Annotated in this window: 20 protein-coding genes; 15 read left to right on the top strand and 5 right to left on the bottom strand. The window is 58.6% G+C overall.

The genetic code is table 11. The features are described from left to right. Positions 1-51 precede the first annotated feature (51 nt). Positions 52-774, bottom strand: coding sequence for a FadR/GntR family transcriptional regulator (locus QPJ95_RS06555; RefSeq protein ID WP_270917693.1), 723 nt, complete (start codon positions 772-774; stop codon positions 52-54). Between the two features lie 246 nt (positions 775-1020). Here QPJ95_RS06555 and QPJ95_RS06550 point away from each other — a divergent pair, with 246 nt between their 5' ends. Continuing rightward, positions 1021-2517, top strand: a complete 1497-nt coding sequence (locus QPJ95_RS06550; RefSeq protein ID WP_270917694.1) for an aldehyde dehydrogenase (NADP(+)) — start codon at positions 1021-1023, stop codon at positions 2515-2517. A 35-nt stretch (positions 2518-2552) separates the two neighbouring features. Here the strand turns inward: QPJ95_RS06550 and QPJ95_RS06545 are convergent, their stop codons facing one another. After that, positions 2553-3269 (bottom strand): FadR/GntR family transcriptional regulator, encoded by a 717-nt coding sequence (locus QPJ95_RS06545; RefSeq protein WP_270917695.1) that lies wholly within the window; start codon positions 3267-3269, stop codon positions 2553-2555. A gap of 124 nt (positions 3270-3393) precedes the next feature. Between QPJ95_RS06545 and QPJ95_RS06540 the strand changes: the two genes are divergently transcribed. The 6 genes from QPJ95_RS06540 to QPJ95_RS06515 all read left to right on the top strand — a co-directional run bounded on the left by QPJ95_RS06540 (position 3394) and on the right by QPJ95_RS06515 (position 10179). After that, positions 3394-4389, top strand: a complete 996-nt coding sequence (locus QPJ95_RS06540; RefSeq protein WP_270917696.1) for an ABC transporter substrate-binding protein — start codon at positions 3394-3396, stop codon at positions 4387-4389. A 15-nt stretch (positions 4390-4404) separates the two neighbouring features. Continuing rightward, the gene (locus QPJ95_RS06535) at positions 4405-5433 is read left to right on the top strand and encodes a Kelch repeat-containing protein (protein WP_270917697.1); all 1029 of its coding nucleotides are present in this window, start codon (positions 4405-4407) and stop codon (positions 5431-5433) included. Positions 5434-5885: 452 nt separating this feature from the next. Next, positions 5886-6911 (top strand): Bug family tripartite tricarboxylate transporter substrate binding protein, encoded by a 1026-nt coding sequence (locus QPJ95_RS06530; protein ID WP_270917698.1) that lies wholly within the window; start codon positions 5886-5888, stop codon positions 6909-6911. Between the two features lie 190 nt (positions 6912-7101). Beyond that, positions 7102-7599, top strand: a complete 498-nt coding sequence (locus QPJ95_RS06525; protein ID WP_270917699.1) for a tripartite tricarboxylate transporter TctB family protein — start codon at positions 7102-7104, stop codon at positions 7597-7599. Positions 7600-7605: 6 nt separating this feature from the next. Further along, the gene (locus QPJ95_RS06520; RefSeq protein WP_270917700.1) at positions 7606-9135 is read left to right on the top strand and encodes a tripartite tricarboxylate transporter permease; all 1530 of its coding nucleotides are present in this window, start codon (positions 7606-7608) and stop codon (positions 9133-9135) included. An 84-nt stretch (positions 9136-9219) separates the two neighbouring features. Beyond that, a complete protein-coding gene (locus tag QPJ95_RS06515; protein WP_270917701.1) occupies positions 9220-10179 on the top strand; it encodes a substrate-binding domain-containing protein in 960 nt (319 codons plus the stop codon). A gap of 185 nt (positions 10180-10364) precedes the next feature. Here QPJ95_RS06515 and QPJ95_RS06510 read toward each other — a convergent pair whose 3' ends face one another. Together QPJ95_RS06510 and QPJ95_RS06505 are read right to left on the bottom strand one after the other, a co-directional pair. Beyond that, complete coding sequence (locus QPJ95_RS06510; RefSeq protein ID WP_270917702.1) at positions 10365-10796, bottom strand: GlcG/HbpS family heme-binding protein; 432 nt, start codon at positions 10794-10796, stop codon at positions 10365-10367. Between the two features lie 30 nt (positions 10797-10826). Beyond that, positions 10827-11669, bottom strand: coding sequence for a sugar phosphate isomerase/epimerase family protein (locus QPJ95_RS06505; RefSeq protein ID WP_270917703.1), 843 nt, complete (start codon positions 11667-11669; stop codon positions 10827-10829). A gap of 437 nt (positions 11670-12106) precedes the next feature. Between QPJ95_RS06505 and QPJ95_RS06500 the strand changes: the two genes are divergently transcribed. Then, positions 12107-12853, top strand: a complete 747-nt coding sequence (locus tag QPJ95_RS06500; protein ID WP_270917704.1) for an SDR family oxidoreductase — start codon at positions 12107-12109, stop codon at positions 12851-12853. Positions 12854-12912: 59 nt separating this feature from the next. Beyond that, positions 12913-13905 carry a ketopantoate reductase family protein gene (locus QPJ95_RS06495; RefSeq protein WP_270917705.1) on the top strand — a complete coding sequence of 331 codons (993 nt, stop codon included), beginning with the start codon at positions 12913-12915 and terminating at the stop codon, positions 13903-13905. A gap of 138 nt (positions 13906-14043) precedes the next feature. Here the strand turns inward: QPJ95_RS06495 and QPJ95_RS06490 are convergent, their stop codons facing one another. Continuing rightward, positions 14044-14769 (bottom strand): DUF599 domain-containing protein, encoded by a 726-nt coding sequence (locus tag QPJ95_RS06490; RefSeq protein WP_270917825.1) that lies wholly within the window; start codon positions 14767-14769, stop codon positions 14044-14046. A gap of 78 nt (positions 14770-14847) precedes the next feature. Between QPJ95_RS06490 and QPJ95_RS06485 the strand changes: the two genes are divergently transcribed. From QPJ95_RS06485 to QPJ95_RS06460, 6 genes are all read left to right on the top strand, one after another. Beyond that, entirely contained in the window at positions 14848-16296 is a 1449-nt protein-coding gene (locus tag QPJ95_RS06485) for an FAD-linked oxidase C-terminal domain-containing protein (RefSeq protein WP_270917706.1), read from the top strand. Between the two features lie 62 nt (positions 16297-16358). After that, the gene (locus QPJ95_RS06480; RefSeq protein WP_270917707.1) at positions 16359-17456 is read left to right on the top strand and encodes an FAD-binding protein; all 1098 of its coding nucleotides are present in this window, start codon (positions 16359-16361) and stop codon (positions 17454-17456) included. A gap of 4 nt (positions 17457-17460) precedes the next feature. After that, positions 17461-18783, top strand: coding sequence for a glycolate oxidase subunit GlcF (gene glcF, locus QPJ95_RS06475; RefSeq protein ID WP_270917708.1), 1323 nt, complete (start codon positions 17461-17463; stop codon positions 18781-18783). A 138-nt stretch (positions 18784-18921) separates the two neighbouring features. Continuing rightward, entirely contained in the window at positions 18922-19716 is a 795-nt protein-coding gene (locus QPJ95_RS06470) for a trypsin-like serine peptidase (protein ID WP_286018276.1), read from the top strand. Then, the gene (locus tag QPJ95_RS06465) at positions 19713-20531 is read left to right on the top strand and encodes a trypsin-like serine peptidase (protein ID WP_270917710.1); all 819 of its coding nucleotides are present in this window, start codon (positions 19713-19715) and stop codon (positions 20529-20531) included. Before QPJ95_RS06470 ends, QPJ95_RS06465 begins: the two co-directional genes overlap by 4 nt. A 131-nt stretch (positions 20532-20662) precedes the next feature. Next, the gene (locus tag QPJ95_RS06460) at positions 20663-21127 is read left to right on the top strand and encodes an Hsp20 family protein (RefSeq protein ID WP_270917711.1); all 465 of its coding nucleotides are present in this window, start codon (positions 20663-20665) and stop codon (positions 21125-21127) included. Positions 21128-21320: the final 193 nt, after the last annotated feature.

Genomic DNA, 21320 nt, shown 5'->3' with positions numbered 1-21320 from the left:
TATGTTTGCAATATGACTTGTCAACAACTTATCATATAAGTTACGAGAGGGCTACCTGAGTAACTCCCGGTAACGGTCGCCTCCCCCCTTTAGGTGCTGGCGCATGGCGGCGCGGGCTCCATCCTCATCCTGATCTGAGATAGCACGGGCAATTTTTCCATGTTCCAGAACGATCTGCTGAAGGTATCGACCTGTGGCGGCTTCACCCTCGCTGGGTGAGAGTTGCTTGCGGGGGATGACGCGCCCGCCCATGAGATCGAGGAACTCCACAAAGCGGGGATTGTTTGTTGCGGCTGCAATCGCCTGATGGAAGGCATAATCGGCTTCTGCCGTTGAAGCCCCCTGTCGAATGAGCTCCTCCATTTCCTTGTGGCTCTCCAGAATGGCGCCTTCCTGCGCCGGTGATCGCCGCTTGGCAGCAAGGGCAGCGGCTTCAACTTCAACAGCAGTGCGGAGCTCCAGCATTTCAATAATTGATGAAATCTTGTTTAAATCAAATGATTTAAGCATTCCATCTGAGGGCATTGTCTGGCGGATGACAAAAACGCCGGCCCCCTGTCTTGCCTCAGCCAGCCCGTCAGAGCGAAGCGAGGCGATGGCCTCGCGGACCACCGTTCTGCTGACCTTGTAGGCAGACGTTAACTCAGCTTCGCTTGGTAGCTTTTCGCCGACCTGGACGCTGCCGTTGAGAATTAGCCCACGCAGAGTGGAGGTTAGCGTCTCAACCAGATTGGTGCGCCGCTTTCGGGGTTGGGTGTTTTCTGTGGCGGTCATGGCTCGGGCGCGCTCCTGCTTTCACTTGCATGTCATTCTTAGCGTGAGGGAGGGCAATCGACAACAATTGATAAATATGTTGACATCACTTATCTTATATATGCATTTTGCGAGGCAAATATATATGATGACTTCGGGATGGTAGGGCGGATCTCATGCCTTCGCTGACAGCACCGCCGCAGTAAGAATTTTTGCTGTCCCCCTGGAGCCCTAATCTCCACCGCGCTTTTGATGAAGGAATAATAAATGCCCACTGGAAATCACTTGATCGCTGGAACTTGGGTCGCGGGAGATGAGACATTCAAATCGGACCCCATCCAGGGGACATCCCATGCATACTCGGTTGGAACGCCCGCCCATGTGGACGCTGCGGTGGAGGCCGCAGAAGCTGCGTTTTGGAGTTTCGGATTTTCCACCCGCAAACAACGCGCCGTCTTTCTGAATACGATTGCCGACGAAATCGAGGCCCGGGCCGAAGAGATCACCAAAATCGGCTGTCAGGAAAGTGGCCTGCCCGAAGCCCGCCTGCAGGGGGAACGCGGCCGTACTGTCGGTCAGTTGCGGCTGTTCGCGGATCACATTCTGCAAGGCAACTACCTGGATGCCCGTCACGACAAAGCCTTACCGGACCGCGCGCCCTTGCCGCGCCCGGATCTGAAACTGTTTCAGCGGCCGGTTGGCCCGGTTGCCGTATTTGGCGCCTCTAACTTCCCGCTGGCCTTCTCCACCGCCGGTGGAGACACCGCCGCTGCCTTGGCGGCCGGCTGCCCGGTGGTGGTCAAAGGCCACTCGGCGCATCCAGGAACAGGCGAAATCGTGGCCGAGGCGATCGACGCTGCAATTGTCAAATGTGGCATTCATCCCGGCGTCTTTTCCCTGGTTCAGGGCGGCAAGCGCGATGTTGGAACCCGCCTTGTGCAGCACACGCTGATCAAGGCCGTTGGCTTTACCGGTAGCCTTGCCGGTGGCCGCGCGCTCTTTGATCTTTGCGCGCAGCGCCCTGAACCTATTCCGTTTTTCGGCGAACTGGGGTCCGTCAATCCGATGTTCCTGCTGCCTGCGGCGGCGAGAGCACGGGGCGCTGAAATCGGCTGCGGCTGGGCGGGATCGCTAACCATGGGCGCCGGCCAGTTCTGCACCAAACCCGGCATTGCCGTGGTCTTGAAAAATCAGGCCGCAGCCTTTGTTTCGGCCACCCAAGAGGCGCTGTCACAGGTTGGCGCTCAGACCATGCTGACCGACGGTATCGCCCAGGCTTACCGCGCCGGACAGACCCGGATAGCCTCAGGCGCCGGGGTTCAGGACCTGCTGACATCCAGCTGCGATCAGCGCAATGCCACACCTTATCTCTATCAGACCACCGCGTCTGACTGGCTCGGCAACCCTGCATTGGGCGAAGAGGTATTCGGCCCGCTGGGCCTGGTTGTTGTCGCGGATGATCTGGACCAAATGCACCAGGTGGCGCGGGCTCTTCAGGGGCAGCTGACCTGCACCATACACATGGATGACGGCGACATCGAAGCCGCCCGGACATTGATGCCGATCCTCGAGCGCAAAGCAGGCCGTATTCTTGCCAACGGGTTCCCCACAGGTGTGGAGGTCGCCGATACAATGGTCCACGGCGGCCCTTATCCGGCTTCGACCAATTTCGGGGCCACGTCCGTCGGTACGCTGTCTATCCGTCGCTTTCTGCGTCCGGTTTGTTATCAGAACATTCCAAACGAAATTTTACCGGCGAACTAGGGGCTGTTGCCGTTGCAATGTAGACGGCAGGGGGGCTAGGCCGAGGCGTTCTGCAGGATCAACCGACTGCTCACCGAGTCGAGATGGACCCGCATCGCCTCGGCTGCGTCGTCTGGTTTTTTCTGCACGATCGCGTCATAAATTGCATTGTGCTCGGCATGAGACGGATGGCTGGCAGAGGGTCCTGAAGTTGTCCGTTGCGTCTGCCAAACATGAGAGCGACGCACAGCGTTCAGGGTTTCAAAAACGGTCATCAGCAACTTGTTCCGCGTCGCGGTCGCAACTGCGTAGTGGAAGCGGTTGTCCCATGCTTCAAATATGCGCCAATCCTTCGCCTCGCGACAACGCCGATTGCAGCGCCTAAGTTCGCCATGCTCCGTCGAAACACCGTTCAGTGCGGCCAGTCCTGCCAGTTTAGGCTCAATAACCAGCCGTGCGTCGCCGATCTCTTTCGGTGTGGTAATGCCGCTGAGATATCGGACCTCGGAGAGGTTCAGGACCGAACGTGCCCCGATAAAGGTTCCGCGCCCGACCTGACGCCAAACGCGCCCTTCGCCCTCCAGAACGCTCATCGCGCTGCGAAAGTCAGAACGGGTCATTCCGAGTTCTTCGCACAGCATCCGTTCCGGTGGGATCCGGGCGTTCAGAGAGAAATTATGCTCTTCAATATAGGAGCTTAGCTTTTCGAGTGCTTCGGAGGCGCGTTGTGAGGGCATGGAACTACCAATGACACAATTGGTCACGGTTTTCATCTGTTAATTTTCCGCAGTGGAACTGAAAATCGGAATAAGTTTTCGAGACTTAGGCATCCGGCTGACTGGATAGCATGACGTCTCTGTCCGGTCTTGCCCATGGGCAGCTTTTAAGGAAAATATGATGAACAAGCTCACACTCTCGCTCGCATGTACGCAGACGGACCGGGCGGCGCCGATCCTTGATGGTCGGATTTCCATCTCTGGCTGCGATGTCATCCCTTTGCCGGGGATAACACAGACGATCTTTCGCCAAGTGCTGGATGAGCAGGCGTTTGATATAGCCGAGATGTCTATGGCCAGCCATTTGATCCAGGTCGATCGGGGGGTTCGCGATTACGTCGCGATCCCGGTCTTTCTGTCGCGTAGCTTTCGCCATTCCTCTATCTACATCAACAAAGACAGCGGTATCAAAAAGCCAGAGGATCTTCGCGGGCGAACGATTGGCGTCCAGCAGTTTCAGCAAACCGTGGGACTGTGGGTGCGCGGCATGCTCGGGGACCAGTACGGGGTGCGCAGTCAGGACGTGAAGTGGATGAATGGCGGGTTTGAAGCGCCAGGCGGCGGCGAGCGGTTGCAGCTTGATCTGCCCGAGGCCATCAGCCTGGAACCAATTCCGGCAACCGAGACATTGAACGAAATGTTGGCCGACGGTCGCCTTGACGCGCTGATCGCAACCAAGCCGCCCTCGTCTTTTGCCAGCGGTGATCCGCGGGTCGGGCGCCTGTTTCCCGATTATCCCAGCGTGGAGAAAGAGTATTACCGCAACACCGAGGCCTTTCCGATCATGCATTGCGTCGTCATCCGGCAGAGCCTTGTGGATGCGCACCCCTGGCTGCCCGCCGAAGTGTTCAAGGCGTTTGTACAAGCCAAGGCCCTGGCGCTTGAGGAAATGAAGCAGGTCAACATCCTGCGGCTAACTTTGCCGTGGATCGCCGAAACCGCCGCTGAAGTCCGCGACCTGATTGGCGAGAACGTATGGAAATACGGCTTCAAGGAGAGCAAACCAGAGATGGAAACTATGCTGCGCTATGCGCATGGCGATGGTCTTACGGGGCGGCTTTTGGCACCCGAAGACGTCTTTCACGCAAGCCCCCTAACCCTGGCCGATAAAATTTAACTTAGGAGAATACTGATGCCCGATACATATAAATCTCAAGAAGATCCGCTTTTTTCCGGACTGTTCGATCCGACGATTACCAGCATTCCAGAGGGTGTGTCGCAGCCGAATCCTGACCCGGTTCCGCAAGCCGCAAACATGGGCGTGTGGAAGGAAGAGCCGCGCATGCCAATTGCAACAGCGGAAATGGGCGTTGTCGCTTGCAACGGAAAGGTCCATGTCATTGGTGGCTATGCACGCGGCAAAGCCAACAGCGACTACCATCAGGTGTTTGACCCGGCCACCGGAGAATGGACGCTGAAAGCGCCGATCCCCTATGCCTGCAATCACCTTTGTATGACGGTGATCGGATCGAAAATTTACAGTTTCGGCGGTTTTATCGAACAGAACCGCTGCCCGCATTCAAACTGCTTTGTCTACGATGCCGATGCGGATGAATGGGAAAGAATTCCAAACCTGCTGCGCCCCCGTGGGGCGATTTCATCGGTTGTTCTGGACGGGAAAATTCATCTTTTGGGTGGTCGCAATGTGCGTTCGGTCGATTGGCATGAGATCTACGATCCGGTGACCCGGACCTACGAATTTCTGAACGAAATGCGCGGCTCGACGCCGACTCAGCCCTTCGCCGGTCAGCGCTGCCATATGGGCGCAGTTGTTGCGGATGGAAAAATTCACTGCATCGGCGGTCGCAAGGATTCCTACGATTTCAACACTGGCCTGCATTCTGTCTTTGATCCCGAGATGCGCACCTGGTCGTTTCGTGGCGGCATGCCGACCATTCGCAGCGGCCATTGCGCGGCCTATGTAGATGGCAAGATCCTTGCCTTTGGCGGCGAGGCACGTGGATTGGTCTTCGAGGCGAACGAGGCTTACGATCCGGCAACTGACAGCTGGGAGGTCGTTGCGCCAATGCCCGTTCCACGGCACGGCCTGCATGGCCAAACAGCGGCCGTCATCGGCAATAAGGTTTACGTGCCGGGTGGTGCGCCAATCACCGGCGGCAGCGTGCAGGGCGCTTACCACGACTCGTTTACTTTCGGATAACCCCGTCAATAAACTGAAAACTTGCCGGGGCCGCACCAGCCATATCTGGGTGCGGCCCCGGCTTTGTATTGATTGGTGGAAAAAACGCTCGCCAGTCCCAGTTCCAGTCCCAGTGCATGGCGGAGAACCGTCTGACTGCGGTAATGTTTGTGCTTTTTCGAGCATCCGCAGGCTCCCCAGTTATCAGGTGCTGAGATGCAGCAATTCACGGTTTTTGGGAGGAGGTGAGGCGGCAACCAATGCAGCAATTGGTGTGCAATCTGCCTATTCACAGGCGCTCTGGTGGCGATATGTTTCCTATATGTCAAGCGCGCCGGTCCCGATCCAAGAGGGCAGGATTGAGCGCACAGATGCGAGGAAGAGAGGAAAGATAACAGGCATGGGTTCGGGGGGGAGATCGAACGATCCAGGCAAAAGAATAATGGAAGCAATATGTAAGGGGAGACTTAAAAATGAAAAATTTTCTAAAGACAACGCAGAGCATTCTTTCTGCCGCAGCGCTGGTGGCGCCTGCGACGATGATGTTCGCAACTGCGTCAACCGCTCAGGATGGTGACTATCCGTCCAAGCCGATGGAACTGGTTTGTACCACCTCTCCGGGGTCTGGTACCGCGGTATGGTGCGAAATGCTGGCCGTTGAACTGGCGAAAGACGACTATCTGGGCGTTCCTATTAAGGTTACCTATATGAACGGCGGCTCTAATCACGAACCCACGGTCTATTTGTCGGATCAGGCGGCTGATGGCTATACGTTCATGCACATGAGCCGCAGCTTTACCAGTTACTTCAACCTGCCACACTTCACCAAAACGCCGGATGATTTCCATCTCCTGGCCAAGTTTGAAGAGACGGTTTACGGCGTTGGCGTAAGGTGCGACGATCCTGACATCAGCAGCTGGGACGATCTGGTCGCATACAACGAGGCCAATCCGGGTGAGCTGGCCATGGGCTCAAACAAGGTGGGATCAACGCACCACCTGCAGCACACCATGATTGGTCTGGATCCAGCCGGGGCCGATATGCGCTTTGTGCCCTACAAAGGCACCGGCGAAGTGGTGAAGGATGTTGTGGGGGGCCACCTTCGCGTTGGCTTCGCTCAGCCTGGCCGGTGGAATACACATATCGAAGCAGGCACGATTTGCCCGATTTTGATCCTCAATGAAGAACGGTTGGATCATCCGCTGTGGGCCGAGGTTCCGTCGATCCGTGAGGCCGGAATGAGCTATGATGTGCCGCACCAGTGGCAGGGCTTTATGGTGAAAGCCGGCACCCCGCCAGAGCGCATGGATATTCTTGCAGCGGCAATGGAAAAAGTGACCACTTCCGACCAGTACAGAAACGTCTACATGGCGCAGAACCCGCATGTTGTTCCTGCGTTTGATGCTGCGGATCGTGACAAACTCATGGCCGATTTCAAGACCGCTGTGGGTGTGACACGTGAGTTCCTGCTTGAGATTGGAATGATCGAGGGAAGCTGACGTCTGACTTTGGTGTTGTGACGTTACTCAACCCAGCCCCGCAGGTTCGCCTGCGGGGCAAGGAACGGCGGGGGCTAGCCGAAGGGCCCACCTCGTTTTACGCTTCGAAATTATACAAGTTGGACTAATCTCAATGCTCGTTCATTTAAGATCGTTGAGGCTCCCGCGGCGCCTCTGCCTACTGATTTCCGTGGCCGCGACACTGGCAGCTGCTGCCTTTCTATACTGGAAGGCCGCGCACTTGCCGCCGTCTATTCTGCTGGGCTACCCCGGCGATGGTTTCTTTCCCAAGATTTCCCTGGCGGTGATATTGATCTTTGGAAGCCTGCTGCTGGTGAGCACATTTTTTGCGTCTGATGCTGAGGCGGCTCACACACCGGAAAATGCCGAAGAGGCCGACGAAAACAGCAGCGGTCCGATCAAATTCGACCTTGTGGAAGCAAGTTTGATCCTGGGCGTTTCGCTTGCATATATGAGCCTGCTTCGGCCGCTCGGGCTAGAGATCGCAACGACTATATTCATGTTTGTGCTGCTGTTTCCAAGATTGCTTATGCCTGCACCAAAAGCGGCCGCCGTTGCACTGGGCGGCGCACTGATCACCATGGTGCTGGTGTACTTTGCTTTCGTCATCGGTCTGAATGTGCCTCTGCCGTTGAAATTCCTTCCCGTTTTCCTAGGCGAGTACTAAAAAATCATGGAAAATCTATTTCTATATCTCGGACCTGCATTGCTGAATATGGGCAGTATTCCTGTGCTCGTCGCGATCATATCAGGCGTTACATTCGGGGTGGTCCTTGGTGCCCTTCCGGGCTTTGGAAGTTCCCAATCTCTGGCGCTGCTGTTTCCACTGACATTTGCCATGCCAGCAGATGTGGCGATCATATTCTTTCTCGCGGTCTATTCCGCAGCAGAATACGGCGGCTCTATACCCGCAATTCTAATAAGAACGCCCGGTACGCCAGCGCAGGCTGTTACAGTTTTGGATGGCTATGCACTTGCTCAAAAAGGTTATCCGAACCGCGCCCTTAAGATTTCACTGGTTTCCGGGGTGATTGGCGGCATCTCCAGCACCCTGATTTTCATCTTCGTTGGCGGCTGGATTGCCAGTATCGCGCTCGAGTTCGGTCCGGGCGAAATGTTTGCTTTAGGACTTTTTGGCCTGTCGATCATCGGCAGCTTCTTTGGGCGGGATCCAACCCGAGGCTTTCTTGCCGCAGGGCTTGGTTTGTTCCTGTCCACAATAGGCAGTTCCGATTTCGGCGGGATGCGCTTTACCTTCAATCAGGGCTTCCTTACCGATGGTATCCCGCTTGTTGTCGTCATTATCGCCTTTCTTGCCGGCCCCGAGGCGCTTCGGCTGCTGATCTCTCACCGCAAAACTGTGGAGACGCCAAAGACCGTCCTTCAACACGACGCTCAGAAGACTGATGACCGGCTGCAGAAGGGCGACATGATCAGGCTGATCCCGACTTGGATTCGCTGCAGCTTGATTGGCACGGCGATTGGCGCAATCCCAGGTGCCGGGGCCTCAATTGGCTCGCTTATCGCTTATGGCGAAGAAAAGCGCTGGTCGAAGCGGCCAAAGGAAGAATTCGGCACCGGCATTCCCGAAGGCCTGGCTGCGCCGGAGACCGCCAACAATGCCGTAGTGGCGGGTACACTTGTGCCCTCTCTGACGCTGGGTATTCCCGGATCGGGGTCTGCCGCCATCCTTCTGAGCGTGCTCATTAGCAAGGGGATCGTACCTGGGCCGCTGTTGTTCGGGGCAGAGCCAGAGCTTATCACCACGATCTTTGTTGGGCTGATATTCATCAACATCTGGTTGCTGATACTGGGTCTGATCTACACCCGCGGCTTTGCCTATATCTCAAACGTCGCGCGGCGCATTCTCGGACCGTTTGTGTTCATCCTGATCCTGCTGGGCACCTATGCCTATGCCAATTATACCGCGCATGTGGTTATGGTCATTGTCTTTAGTCTTGTGGCTTATTGGATGGTCAAGATCGACATCCCCGTTGTTCCGGTGGTTCTTGCCTTTGTTATGGGGCCGATTATCGAGACAAACATGTCGCGCGCGATGACGATCCATGCAGGCGATCTTAGCGTGGTGCTGGCGCGACCGATCACACTTACCATTCTGGCGCTCGCCCTTGCCACCTTTCTCTACAGCGCCTTTGGCAGCATGCGAAGCAAGGCAGTAAGCCAGGGCAAATTGCAGGAATAAGCGGCGAACGAACTGCCTGCCGGTTCCGCTTGGACGGCGTCACAACCTGTTGGCGCCCAATTGAAGACTTGAAGGACAACGAAGATGGACAAACCCAATCTCGATATCGTTCTGCGTATGCAGGACAATGTCACGCCGCTAAGGGACGGACAGGTGTCCGTCGATGGATTCGACCTGACAATCCATGACGAGGAGGCGATGGACGGGGCCTTTCGACGCATGGTCCGCACCAACGAATTCGCGATCAGCGAGCTGGCGTTGACGACCTATGTTGCGGCCCGCGAACAGGGCGCCGAGTTTACTGCACTTCCCATATTCCTGGTGCGGGAGTTCCACCACGGGGCCATCCTGTTCAACCGCAATGCCGGGATCACCGACCCCAAACAATTGGCCGGCCAGAGCGTCGGCGTTGACCGGGGCTACACGGTCACCACCGGTGTATGGGCGCGCGAGATCCTGGCCAAGGAACACGGGCTTAGCCCGGAAAGCGTAAACTGGGTGCTGACCAGCGACGATCATGTGGCAGAGTTTCGCCCGCCGGCGAATACCCGACAATTGGAGGCCGGACGTGATCTGAGGCAAGAGCTTCAGACCGGTGCGTTGCCGGCGACCATTGGGTTTTTCAAGGAAGATATCCCCGCGGAATATGACAATGTGGTGCCTCTGCATGCCGATGGGCTTGCCGCCGGGCTGAACGCATTCGACCAGCGCGGACACTACCCGATCAATCATCTGATGGTGGTGCGCAATGATGTGCTGGCGCGTTATCCTGAGTTGCCAAAAGCCCTGTTCAAGGCTTTCACCGCCTCCAAGCAGATCTACATCAATCGGCTGCGGGCTGGCGATATCGAGACCCCAACGCCTATCGACAAGATGCACCAACGGATACTGGAGCGCGGTGCCGACCCCCTTCCCTACGGCATCGCCCCCAACCGGGCATTGCTTGAGGGCTATCTGGACCAATGCTTGTCGCAGGGCGTGCTGACCCAACCGGTGACGCTTGAGGACCTCTTTGAGCCATCGACGTTTGACCTTATTGGCTGAAATGTCCGGGTGCCAATTGCAATTGGGCCAAGACAGATGCTGGCCTCTGTGTCGCAATTTACATCTCACCACTGATTATAGTCATCAGCGGCCAAAGGCTAAGGGGGGCGTCCAGTGAACGCCTCCCTCTAACGGATCTGTCGAAACGCCTGTTGCTAGGCAATCAAGCGGCCAAGACGATTGCTTCAGCCACCATCACCGCGCAACCCAGCCGCCTCAATTCCAGCCATGGCACAGATTTCGTCATTGTCGCCGGTGTCGCCCGAGATCCCGACAGCGCCAATGATCTGGCCGTTGGAATTCTTGATCAGGACACCGCCCGGGGCCGGCACACAGCGCCCGCCAGAGGCGTCAGAGGCGGCGCTCATGAAACCGGGTACTTTTTGCGCCCGCTTGGCAAGATCGCGGGAGCCCAATCCGAACCCCAGCGCTCCATAGGCCTTACCATTTGCCAGCTCATACCGCAGGATTCCGCTGCCATCCTCGCGCTTGGCGGCCACAATATGCCCGCCGGCGTCCAAGATGATGACCGTCAGCGGATCATAGCTGTTTTCACGGCCCGTTGCGAGCGCGGTATCCACAATGACAGAGGCGTCCTTGAGTGAAATAGTGGTCATGTTTGTATTCCTTTTTTCAGGCAGTTTTCTTTAGGCAGTGGTGTTCAGAGATTGCTGGGCACGCTCCAACAAGGTCTTGGTGATCTCAATCCCTTCGGCGCAGACCTCGTAGGGAGAGCGCTGCCAAAACTCGGGGTTCGGCGCTTCGTAACTCAGGTAGCCGTGGTAGCCGATCTCGCTCAGCCGGGTGAACAGGTGGTTCCAGTCAATGATGCCCTTGCCCGGAACCAACCGGTCAATCGGTCGCCGCACCCCTGGTGCCGGCTGAGGCGGCACATCGCTGTACTGAAAGGCAAATAATTCCGCGCCGCTGACAGTGCTCAGGCCACCCCGAATGCCTTCGCTGCGCTGCAGGTGATAGGCATCCAGCAACATGCCGCAGTTTTGCTGACCCGCTCCGGTTATGATCTGCCGCAATACCTCGGTGCGATTGACAACCGGGTGCTGGGAATTGAACTCCAGCGCCAGTTTCAGCCCGTGTTCGGCGACGATAGCCCCTGCGGTCCGGGTGGCGGCGGTGGCGTCGGCGACGGTGCCGGTCACCTGACCCGGAGCGCTCATGATCATGTCACAGCCAAGTGCGCTGGCAATCTCGCAAGTCTCGTGCAGAACGTCAAACAACCGCTTCTGTTCGTCCGGAGGCGTGAAGAACCAGCCGTATTCGGTGCCCAGTACACCCAGCTGGAGGCCGCTGTCCCGGATCATTGAAATAACGTCCTGTTTGCGCATTCCGCGATCATAGCAATCGACGATGTCGCTTCTTCGGATTTCAATGGCATCAAACCCAGCCTTGGCAGCCGCATCCAGACAGACGTCAAGCGGCGTGGTATGGATGGTCCATGTGTGAAGGGCAGTTCTAAAGTTACGGATCATGATTTTCGTCTACTTCAAAGAATTATGTGAACGCATTGCGCATATCTGCTGGACCGCAATGGCTGCGGCTACAAAATGACAGTTGGGCAGGTTTGTTCGTGTCCATGTGCAGTCACATGGCTCCGAACTGGTGCCTTCATATCGGAGGTCCAAACCGAGCCGTGATTTTTCGGGTGATGACATGCGCTCCTTGCAACCAAGGCGGTTGGCGGAGCGGGATTTGCTTGCTCCAGTGATGAAATTCCCGTCTCAGACTAGGGGCATTCTGGAGTGGGCGGAATTTCAAAGCGGAACCATTTGGCCAATTGGGTCAGCGACACCCCTTACCAAGCTGCGGGTCCTGCATATAGCCAATGCAGCGAATGACTTGCCGTTTGCCGTTCCGGTTGAAGCAAGCATGCATGAGAAAACAAGCGGATGCTGAAGGGGAGAATGAAATGGGAAAAGGTGTTGCAGTGGTGACTGGCGCAGGCAGCGGAGTGGGGCGTGCGGCGGCGCTGGCGTTGTTGAACGACGGCTGGTCCGTCGGCTTGGCCGGTCGCAGATCAGATGTGCTGGAGGAAACCGCCTCCATGGCCACCGCAGGGACGCCATTGGTTGTGCCGACGGATGTGACCATGCCTGAAGAGGTGGAAAACTTGTTTGCCACTGTGACCGAAACCTTTGGGCGGTTGGACACATTGTTCAACAATGCCGGTGGCGGCGCGCCCAGCACCAATTTCGGAGAGGTAACCTATGACACCTGGCTCAGGGTTGTTGAGGTCAATTTGAACGGGATGTTCCTCTGCGCAAATGCGGCCTATCGCACCATGCGTGATCAGTCGCCTCAAGGCGGTCGCATTATCAACAATGGCTCATTGTCGGCCCATGCGCCAAGGCCGGGATCGGCGCCTTATACCACCACCAAACATGCGATCACCGGTCTGACAAAATGCATTGCCCTGGACGGTCGGGCGCATAATATCGTCTGTGCTCAGATCGACATTGGCAACGCGGCGACACCGATGACTGCCCGCATGGCAGGCGGTGTTCCACAGCCCAATGGCACAGTGGTATCAGAGCCCACGATGGACGCCGCCAATGTTGGCGACACGATCCTGCTGATGGCAAACATGGATCTGTCGGCAAACATGCAATCGGTTATGGTGATGTCCTCGCAAATGCCGTTCCTGGGCCGGGGCTGAACCAGGTAAGTCAGGCCGCTGGCTTTGATCCAGAACCCCGTCATGACAGGACTAGAGTGATGAAAATATGCATATTTGGCGCCGGTGCGGTCGGCGGATATCTCGCGACGCGATGTCATCTGGGCGGCGCCGAGACCTCTGTCATTGCCCGCGGTCAGAACCTTGCCGCAATTCGCAGCGCCGGGTTGCGGGTGCAGACCCCTGAGGGCGCGCTAATGGCCCCGGTTGCGGCGACTGAGGACCCCAGGGAGCTGGGGCCACAGGACGTGGTGATCGTGGCGGTGAAAGCGCCCGCACTTGCCGGGGTTGCCCGGGCCATCGGGCCTTTGCTTGGTCCCGGTACTGCGGTGGTCTTTGCGATGAACGGAATCCCGTGGTGGTACTTCTACCGCCACGGCGGCAACCTGGACGGCACCCAGCTTGCCACCATTGATCCCGAGCGCGCAGTCTGGGAGGCCGTCGGACCCGAACGCGCCCTGGGCTGTGTGGTCTATTCGGCCAGCGAAGTGGTGTCACCCGGCGTTGTGCGGCTGGCGCAGGCAAACAGCCGTCTGGTCATTGGCGAACCCGATGGCACCGTATCGGCCCGCGCGACCGCAGTCGCGGATGTCCTCACCGGTGGAGGGCTGGCAACATCGGTCACCGGTGACATTCGCGATGTGATCTGGTCGAAACTGCAGAACAACGTGGCCTCCGGCCTGATGGCCATTCTGACCCAATGCACCGTTGATCAGATCACAGCGCGACCCTCCTGCGAGGCCGCCATGCGGGGGCTGTTGGCTGAAATCATTGCTGTCGCTGAAGCGCTCGGTCGGGCGCCCTCACGCGATATCGACAAGGTGGTCGCGCATATGCAGGCGCTGGCGCACAAGCCCAGTATCCTCCAGGATCTTGAGCAAGGCCGGAAGATGGAGATCGAGTCGCTCTATACAATCATCCTGCGCCTGGCGGAAATGGTCGGGGTCGCAACCCCGAAGCTTGATCTGATGGTGACACTGGCAAGCCTGCGTGCCGAAGCTGCGGGGCTCAATGATTTTTCCAGCCAGCATTAGACGTTGAGTGGGACACTGTCACAGTGACCTCCTCAGCGCGCAAAGGTCTGCGAGGCTGCTGGGGTCAGGCAGGGCCTGCTACCGTGCCGCAGCTGTCGAAGACGTCCATGCGGTGCAGCGGATGGTCTGTGCCGGTGTTCACTTTGCTGCGGTTGCCTTGGCCGAGGTGGCCGGGACCTGAAGCAGGATGCTGCGCGACTGCGAGGCGAACTCGCGGCGGAACAGAACCGCCAGGGTCAGCAGGGTGGCGCCGATTAGCGCCACCGAACCGGCCAGCCAGGCCAGTGCTGCCAGCGCAAAATAGGTGGAGCGCATACCGATGTTGAAGCTGCGGGCGGCGGTGATGCTGAGCTCGGCCGCCTGGGCGGCGCGGGGCAGCGACAGCGGATCATCGGGGTCGTTGGGCACTGCCGCCATCAGCACCGAGCAATAGCCGAACAGCCGATGGGCCCAGACATATTTCAAAAACGAGTTGGTCAGCAGCAGCAGCGCGGTCAGCAGTTTGATCTCCCAGACAAAGGCAGGCACGGTGCTTTGGGTCAGGTCGTTGGCAACACCGGCCAGTTGGTCGGTATTGCCAATAAGGGCGAGGCCGCCGCCAATGGCAATCATCGAGGCCGAGGTGAAAAATATGGCGCCCTGACGCAGGCTGCTGATCAGTTGCGCGTCAAACATCCGAGGTTGCCGGGTCACCATTTGCACCATCCAGTCACGCCGGAAGTCGGCCATCAGCACCGAGACCGAGGGGCGCCCGGGTCTGGGATTTTCAATCCGCCAGCCGATCCACATCCAGCTGCCAATCAGCAGGGCAAGGGCGGTGATGTCGAGGGCGGAAAACAGGTTCAGTCGTTCGGTCCAGTTCATGCCGTAGTCTAGCGTGACATTTTGGTTCTTGCCAGCGTCCATGGATTGGTAATAATATTTTACCAAAAGGAGAGCCCCATGGAGATGCCATCCCCCAACCCCGCCATTCTGGCACGCAAAGCCGAGTTGGCCGCCAGGCTGTCAGCGGTCTTGCCCGCGGATGCGTTGATCCAGGACGAGGTCGAAACCCGCGCCTATGAATGTGACGCGCTGACCGCCTATCGCTGTCCGCCGCTGCTGGTGGTGCTGCCGCGCACCACGCAGCAAGTGTCGCAGGTGCTGCGTATCTGTCACCAGGAGGGGGTGCCGGTGGTGCCGCGTGGGGCGGGGACCTCGCTGGCGGGCGGCGCGTTGCCGACCGCGGATTCGGTCATTCTGGGTGTCGCCCGGATGAACGAGGTGCTGGAGACGGATTATGACAACCGGGTGATTCGGGTGCAGACCGGGCGCACCAACCTGAGTGTTTCGGGAGCGGTGGAGGAAGAGGACTTCTTTTATGCGCCGGATCCGTCATCGCAACTGGCCTGTGCGATTGCCGGCAATATCGCGATGAATTCAGGCGGCGCGCATTGTCTTAAGTATGGCGTGACCACCAACAATCTGATGGGGGTGACGCTGGTGATGATGGATGGCACCGTGGTCGAGATTGGCGGTGCCCATCTGGATGCAGGGGGCCTTGATCTGTTGGGGGTGATCTGCGGCAGCGAGGGTCAACTGGGCGTGGTGACCGAGGCGACATTGCGGATTTTGCACAAGCCCGAGGGTGCGCGGCCGGTGTTGATTGGCTATGACAGCAACGAGGTGGCCGGCGCCTGTGTCAGCGACATCATCAAGGCCGGTGTTTTGCCGGTGGCGATCGAATTCATGGACCGTCCGTGCATTGAGGCCTGCGAGGCCTTTGCAAAGGCCGGCTATCCCATGTGTGAGGCCTTGCTGATCATCGAGGTCGAGGGCAGCCCGGATGAGATCGATCATCAGTTGAAACTGATCACCGAGATTGCCCGCTCGCATAATCCGGTTGAGCTGCGCGAAGCACAGGATGCCGAGGAGGCTGGGCGGATCTGGCTGGGGCGCAAGTCGGCCTTTGGTGCCATGGGGCAGATTAACGATTACATGTGTCTGGATGGCACCATCCCGGTAACCGAACTGCCGATGGTGCTGCGCCGGATTGGTGAGCTGTCCAAGCAGTACGGGTTGGATGTGGCGAATGTGTTCCATGCCGGTGATGGCAATATGCATCCGCTGATTCTGTTTGATGCTAATAAACCGGGGGATCTGGAGCTCTGCGAAGAGTTTGGTGCTGATATCCTGAAGCTCTGTGTTGAGGCGGGGGGATGTTTGACCGGTGAGCATGGTGTGGGGGTCGAGAAGCGCGACCTGATGCTGCATCAATATGCGCCTGAGGATCTGGAAGCGCAGCTGAAGGTCAAGGATGTGTTTGACCCGCAGTGGCTGCTGAACCCGGCGAAAGTGTTTCCTCTGGCGGTGACCGAGGCGCGGCGCGTTGGCGGCGTGGCGGCGCAGTAGCAGTGGGGGCGCTGCCCCCGTCCTGCGGACTCCCCCGAGGTATTTGGAACAAGAAGAAGATGATGACACCTGAGACAGAAGCTGAATTGATCGAGTTTGTTGCCGGGGCTGCGGCGCCGCTGGCTGTATGTGGCGGCGGCACCCGTGGGTTTGAAGTGGCAGGCGAGACGCTGAGCACCCGTGGTTTGACAGGGGTTGAGCTGTATGAGCCGGGCGCCTTGACGCTGGTGGCGCGGGCGGGAACGCCGGTTCGTGAGATTGAGGCCCTGTTGGCGCAGAGCGGCCAGCGGCTGGCGTTTGAGCCGATGGACCATCGCGGCTTGCTGGCAACCGGTGGCGAGCCGACGATTGGGGGGGTGTTCGCGGCCAATGTCTCGGGACCCCGGCGCATTCAATGTGGCGCGGCGCGGGATTTCCTGTTGGGGGTGCGGTTTGTCGATGGCACCGGGCAGGTGGTCAAGAATGGCGGTCGGGTGATGAAGAATGTCACTGGCTATGATCTGGTCAAGCTGATGGCCGGGGCGCATGGCACCCTGGGGGTGTTGAGCGAAGTGTCCTTTAAGGTGCTGCCAATCCCCGAGGCGCAAGCGACTGTGCGTATTGCCGATGTCGATCTGGCGGTGGCGGTCCGGGTGATGTCAGCGGCGCTGGGATCACCCTATGATGTGAGTGGAGTAGCCTATGATCCTGACATCCGCAGTGCCCATATCCGGGTCGAAGGATTTGCCGGCTCGGTTGGCTATCGGGCCGATCGGCTGAGTAGTGAACTGGCGCGGTTTGGCAGCGCAGAGCAAGTGGACGGCAGTGCCGAATTGTGGCGTGGCATTTGCGATGTCGCGGCGTTTCACGGGCGCGAAGGGGATGTCTGGCGGATCTCGGTCAAGCCCTCCGATGCGGTGGCGCTGGCGGATCAGCTGCAGGCAGAGGCGCTTCAGTTTGACTGGGGCGGTGGGCTGGTCTGGGCCTTGGTTGCAAAGGACACCGACCTGCGGGCGCGGATGGCTGTGCCGGGACATGCGACACTGGTGCGCGGTAGCGCTGAGACGCGGGCACGGTTGCGGCAGTTTCAGCCGCAGCCTGCACCACTGGCGGCGATTTCCGCAGGGTTGCGGGCCAAGTTTGATCCTAGAGGGATCCTTAATCCGGGGTTGATGGGATAGAGCCATGCAAACGACATTTACCAAAGACCAACTGCGTGATCCGGCGATTGCGCGCTCAAATGAAATCCTGCGGTCCTGTGTGCATTGCGGCTTTTGCACCGCCACCTGTCCGACCTATCAGGTGTTGGGAGATGAGCTGGATAGCCCGCGCGGTAGGGTCTATCTGATCAAGGATATGCTGGAGAACAACCGGGTTCCGGACGAGAAAACGGTCAAGCATATTGATCGCTGCCTGTCCTGTCTGGCCTGTATGACCACCTGTCCCAGTGGCGTGCATTACATGCATCTGGTGGATCATGCGCGCGCCTATATTGAGACCCATTATAAGCGGCCCTTCAGTGATCGCGCCCTGCGCTGGATCCTGGCGCGGATCCTGCCTTATCCGGGGCGGTTTCGACTGGCGTTGTATGGCGCCAAGCTGGCCCGGCCGTTGCGTGGCCTGATGCCGGACCCACGGCTGAAGGCGATGCTGGAGATGGCGCCGAGGCAGATCCCTCCGGTCAGTCGCAATGATGATCCGCAGAGTTTTGCTGCCACTGAGCCGCGCAAGAAACGGGTGGCGCTGATGACTGGTTGCGCCCAGAAGGCGCTGAACACCGATATCAACGACGCCACCATCCGGCTGCTGACGCGGCTGGGCTGCGAGGTGGTTGTGGCCGAGGGGGCGGGCTGCTGCGGGGCCTTGACCCATCACATGGGACGCGAGGATGAGAGCCACGCGACGGCAGCCAAAAACATTCACGCCTGGGTGGCGGAAATGGATGGCAAGGGGCTGGATGCGATTGTCATCAATACCAGCGGTTGTGGCACCACGGTCAAGGATTACGGCCATATGTTCCGCAACGACCCGCTGGCGGCAGATGCGGCGCGGGTGTCGGAGCGGGCGATGGATGTGTCGGAGTTGCTGATGCAGCTGGACCTGCCACTGGGCGCGGACAAGGGGTTGACGGTTGCCTATCACGCCGCCTGTTCACTGCAGCATGGCCAGCAGATCAAGACATATCCCAAGACGCTGTTGAAACGGGCCGGGTTCAAGGTGGTGGAGCCGACAGACAGTCATCTGTGTTGTGGCTCGGCCGGCACCTATAATTTACTGCAGCCCGAGATCTCGGGGCAGTTGAAGGCGCGCAAGATCAAGACGCTGGAGGCCAGAAAGCCGGATCTAATCGCGGCGGGCAATATCGGCTGCATGATGCAGATCGGCTCTGGGACAGAGCTGCCGATTATGCATACGGTTGAGTTGCTGGACTGGGCAACCGGCGGGCCGCAGCCGCCAGCCCTGACGCAACCGGGCAAGCGCGCGCCACAAATTCCACGGCTGCGCTGATGCAGCATCGGTCACATATGCAGGTCACATATGCAGGAATCACCTGTACTCATGCGGGCTTTGCCGTAATTTTGCCGTGAGGCGTCTCTAGTCTGCGTTTCACAGAGTGTTGGAGGTGAGTTTTTGCGACAATTGGTGATGGTATGTTTGATGGCGCTGGCGCCTTTGGTGGCCGCCGCACAGGACAGCCGGTTGTTGCGGATGGACACCACCGATGCGGGGCGGCAATGGCAGGCTGTGGGCCGTCTTGATGTCAACGGAGAGGGGTTTTGTACCGGTGCGCTGATCGCCCCTGATCTGGTGCTGACTGCGGCCCATTGCCTGTTTGATAGCCGGACCAAGGCCCAGCTGCGGCCGGAAACCATCGAGTTTCTGGCCGGTTGGCGCAATGGGCGTGCCTCGGCCTATCGCTGGGTGCGCCGGGCTGTGGTGCATCCGGATTATACCTATGCCGGTCAGGTTTCCACCGAGCGAGTGCGCAATGATATCGCCCTGCTGCAATTGCAGCATCCCATCCGCAATACCACGGTCACCCCGTTTGAAACAGATGTTCGGCCCGGCAAGGGCGCCCGCATCGGTGTGGTTTCTTATGCCTATGACCGCGCTGAGGCGCCTTCGCTGCAGGAAGTCTGCGCGGTGATGGCCCGCCAGCAAGGGGTGCTGGTGATGTCCTGCGACGTTGATTTCGGCTCTTCCGGTGCGCCAGTGTTTTCCTTTGACGGCGGGGTGCCGCGGATCGTTTCGGTGGTCTCAGCCAAGGCCGAGGTCGACGGCGAACAGGTGTCGCTTGGCTCGGCGCTGGCTGAGGAGCTGGATCTGCTGCGGGTACAGTTGAGCGACGTGCAGATCGGCAGCCGGTTGCCGCCCGGAGTGGGCCGGGTGAAAGTCGGCGAAGGGCGCAATAGCACCGGCGCAAAGTTCATCCAGCAATGAGCGCGCTTCTGAAGGCTCTTGCTGCCTGTGCTGCGATGGCTTTGACCGGGGCCGCGCTGGCGGAAAGTACCAGCCTGCGCCAGCTTTCCGACCGCGAGGATCTTCTTGGCTGGGAGGCCGTGGGGCGGCTGGATTTTGCCGGAAAAGGGTTTTGCAGCGGCACCCTGATTGCGCCGGATCTGGTGCTCACCGCAGCCCATTGCGTTTATGACAGAGACGGGCAATTGCGCGCCGTGAGCCAGATTCAGTTCCGGGCCGGATTGCAGGATGGCAGGGCCATCGCAGAACGCCAGGCGCTGCAGATTGCGGCCCATCCGGGGTACCGCCCCGAACGTGGTCCCGATGCTGAAAATGTCATCCATGATGTGGCGCTGATCCGGCTTGAGAACCCGATCAGCAGCTTTGAGGCGGATCCTTTTGTGCTGCATTCAGGTCGCAACTACGGCGACGAAATTTCTGTCACCTCTTATGGCATGGGTCGTGCGGAGGTCCCGTCGCGGCAGCGAAGCTGCACCCTGATGGCAGAGTTTCAGCAGGTGATGATGATTGATTGCAACGTGACCTTCGGCTCCTCCGGTGCGCCGGTCTTCTCACAAGTTGGCGGCCGCGGCCGGATCTTGTCGGTGGTCTCAAGCGGCGGCATCTATCAGGGCCGCAAAGTGGCTTTTGGCATGCAGCTGGCGGATCGGGTGGCCGAGTTGAAGGCGCAACTGCGACGTAATCCAGTGGCGGCGGTGGACCGGCGGATCAAGCGGGTACGGGTTGGCGGCGGCAATGGGGTGAGCGGTGCAAAATTCATCCGGCCCGGCGGCTGAGGCCCTCTTGAAAGGCGCAATTGGGTAATTATCTCAGTGTCATCCGGATCGCCTCTGATGGGGTCCGGTGATGAGATGCCTGTCCCACTACGGGAAGGCGCACCCTATATCGCTCTGAATGAGGATAATTTATGCGTAGTTTTGATTTTGCCCCGCTGCACCGGGCTTCTATTGGTTTTGACCAGATCGCGGATCTGATGGACCGGGCGCTAAGCGCAGATGGGACGCAGCCCAGTTACCCACCCTACAACATCGAAAAAACCGAAGGTGAGGCCTATCGTATCTCAATTGCCGTGGCCGGGTTTTCCGCGGCGGACCTGAATGTGGAAGTCAAGGAAAACCGGTTGATTGTCACCGCCAAGAAAGCCCCTGACGAGAGCGAACGCAGTTATCTGCACCGCGGCATTGCCACCCGCGCCTTTGAGCGGCGCTTTACCCTGGCCGATCATGTTCGGGTGACAGGGGCCAGCCATGCGGATGGAATGTTGCACATCGAATTGCAACGCGAAGTGCCCGAGGCCCTGAAGCCCCGGCGCATTGAGATCTCCTCCATGAGCGCTAAAGCCAATCTGGTAGAGGCACAAACCGTCAACTAACGCGTTGCCAACATGCCCCCCCAACACGCCCGGCTGTTGGGGGATCTAAATCTCCGTTTTCCCGTTCGAGCCAGTGTTCAAATGCGGTGGTCAAATGCGGTGGCAAAAGGCTGTGATCAAATGCGGTGGCGCGAGGTCGTGAAAATTGATACACTGTGAACTGGAAACGCTCCGGATCGATCTTCTGCCAGAG

This window comes from Parasedimentitalea psychrophila, assembly GCF_030285785.1.
GTDB classification, from domain to species: Bacteria; Pseudomonadota; Alphaproteobacteria; order Rhodobacterales; family Rhodobacteraceae; genus Parasedimentitalea; species Parasedimentitalea psychrophila.
The sequence above is the reverse complement of the archived record's forward strand: the minus strand, read 5'-3'. Positions and strand labels throughout refer to the sequence as shown.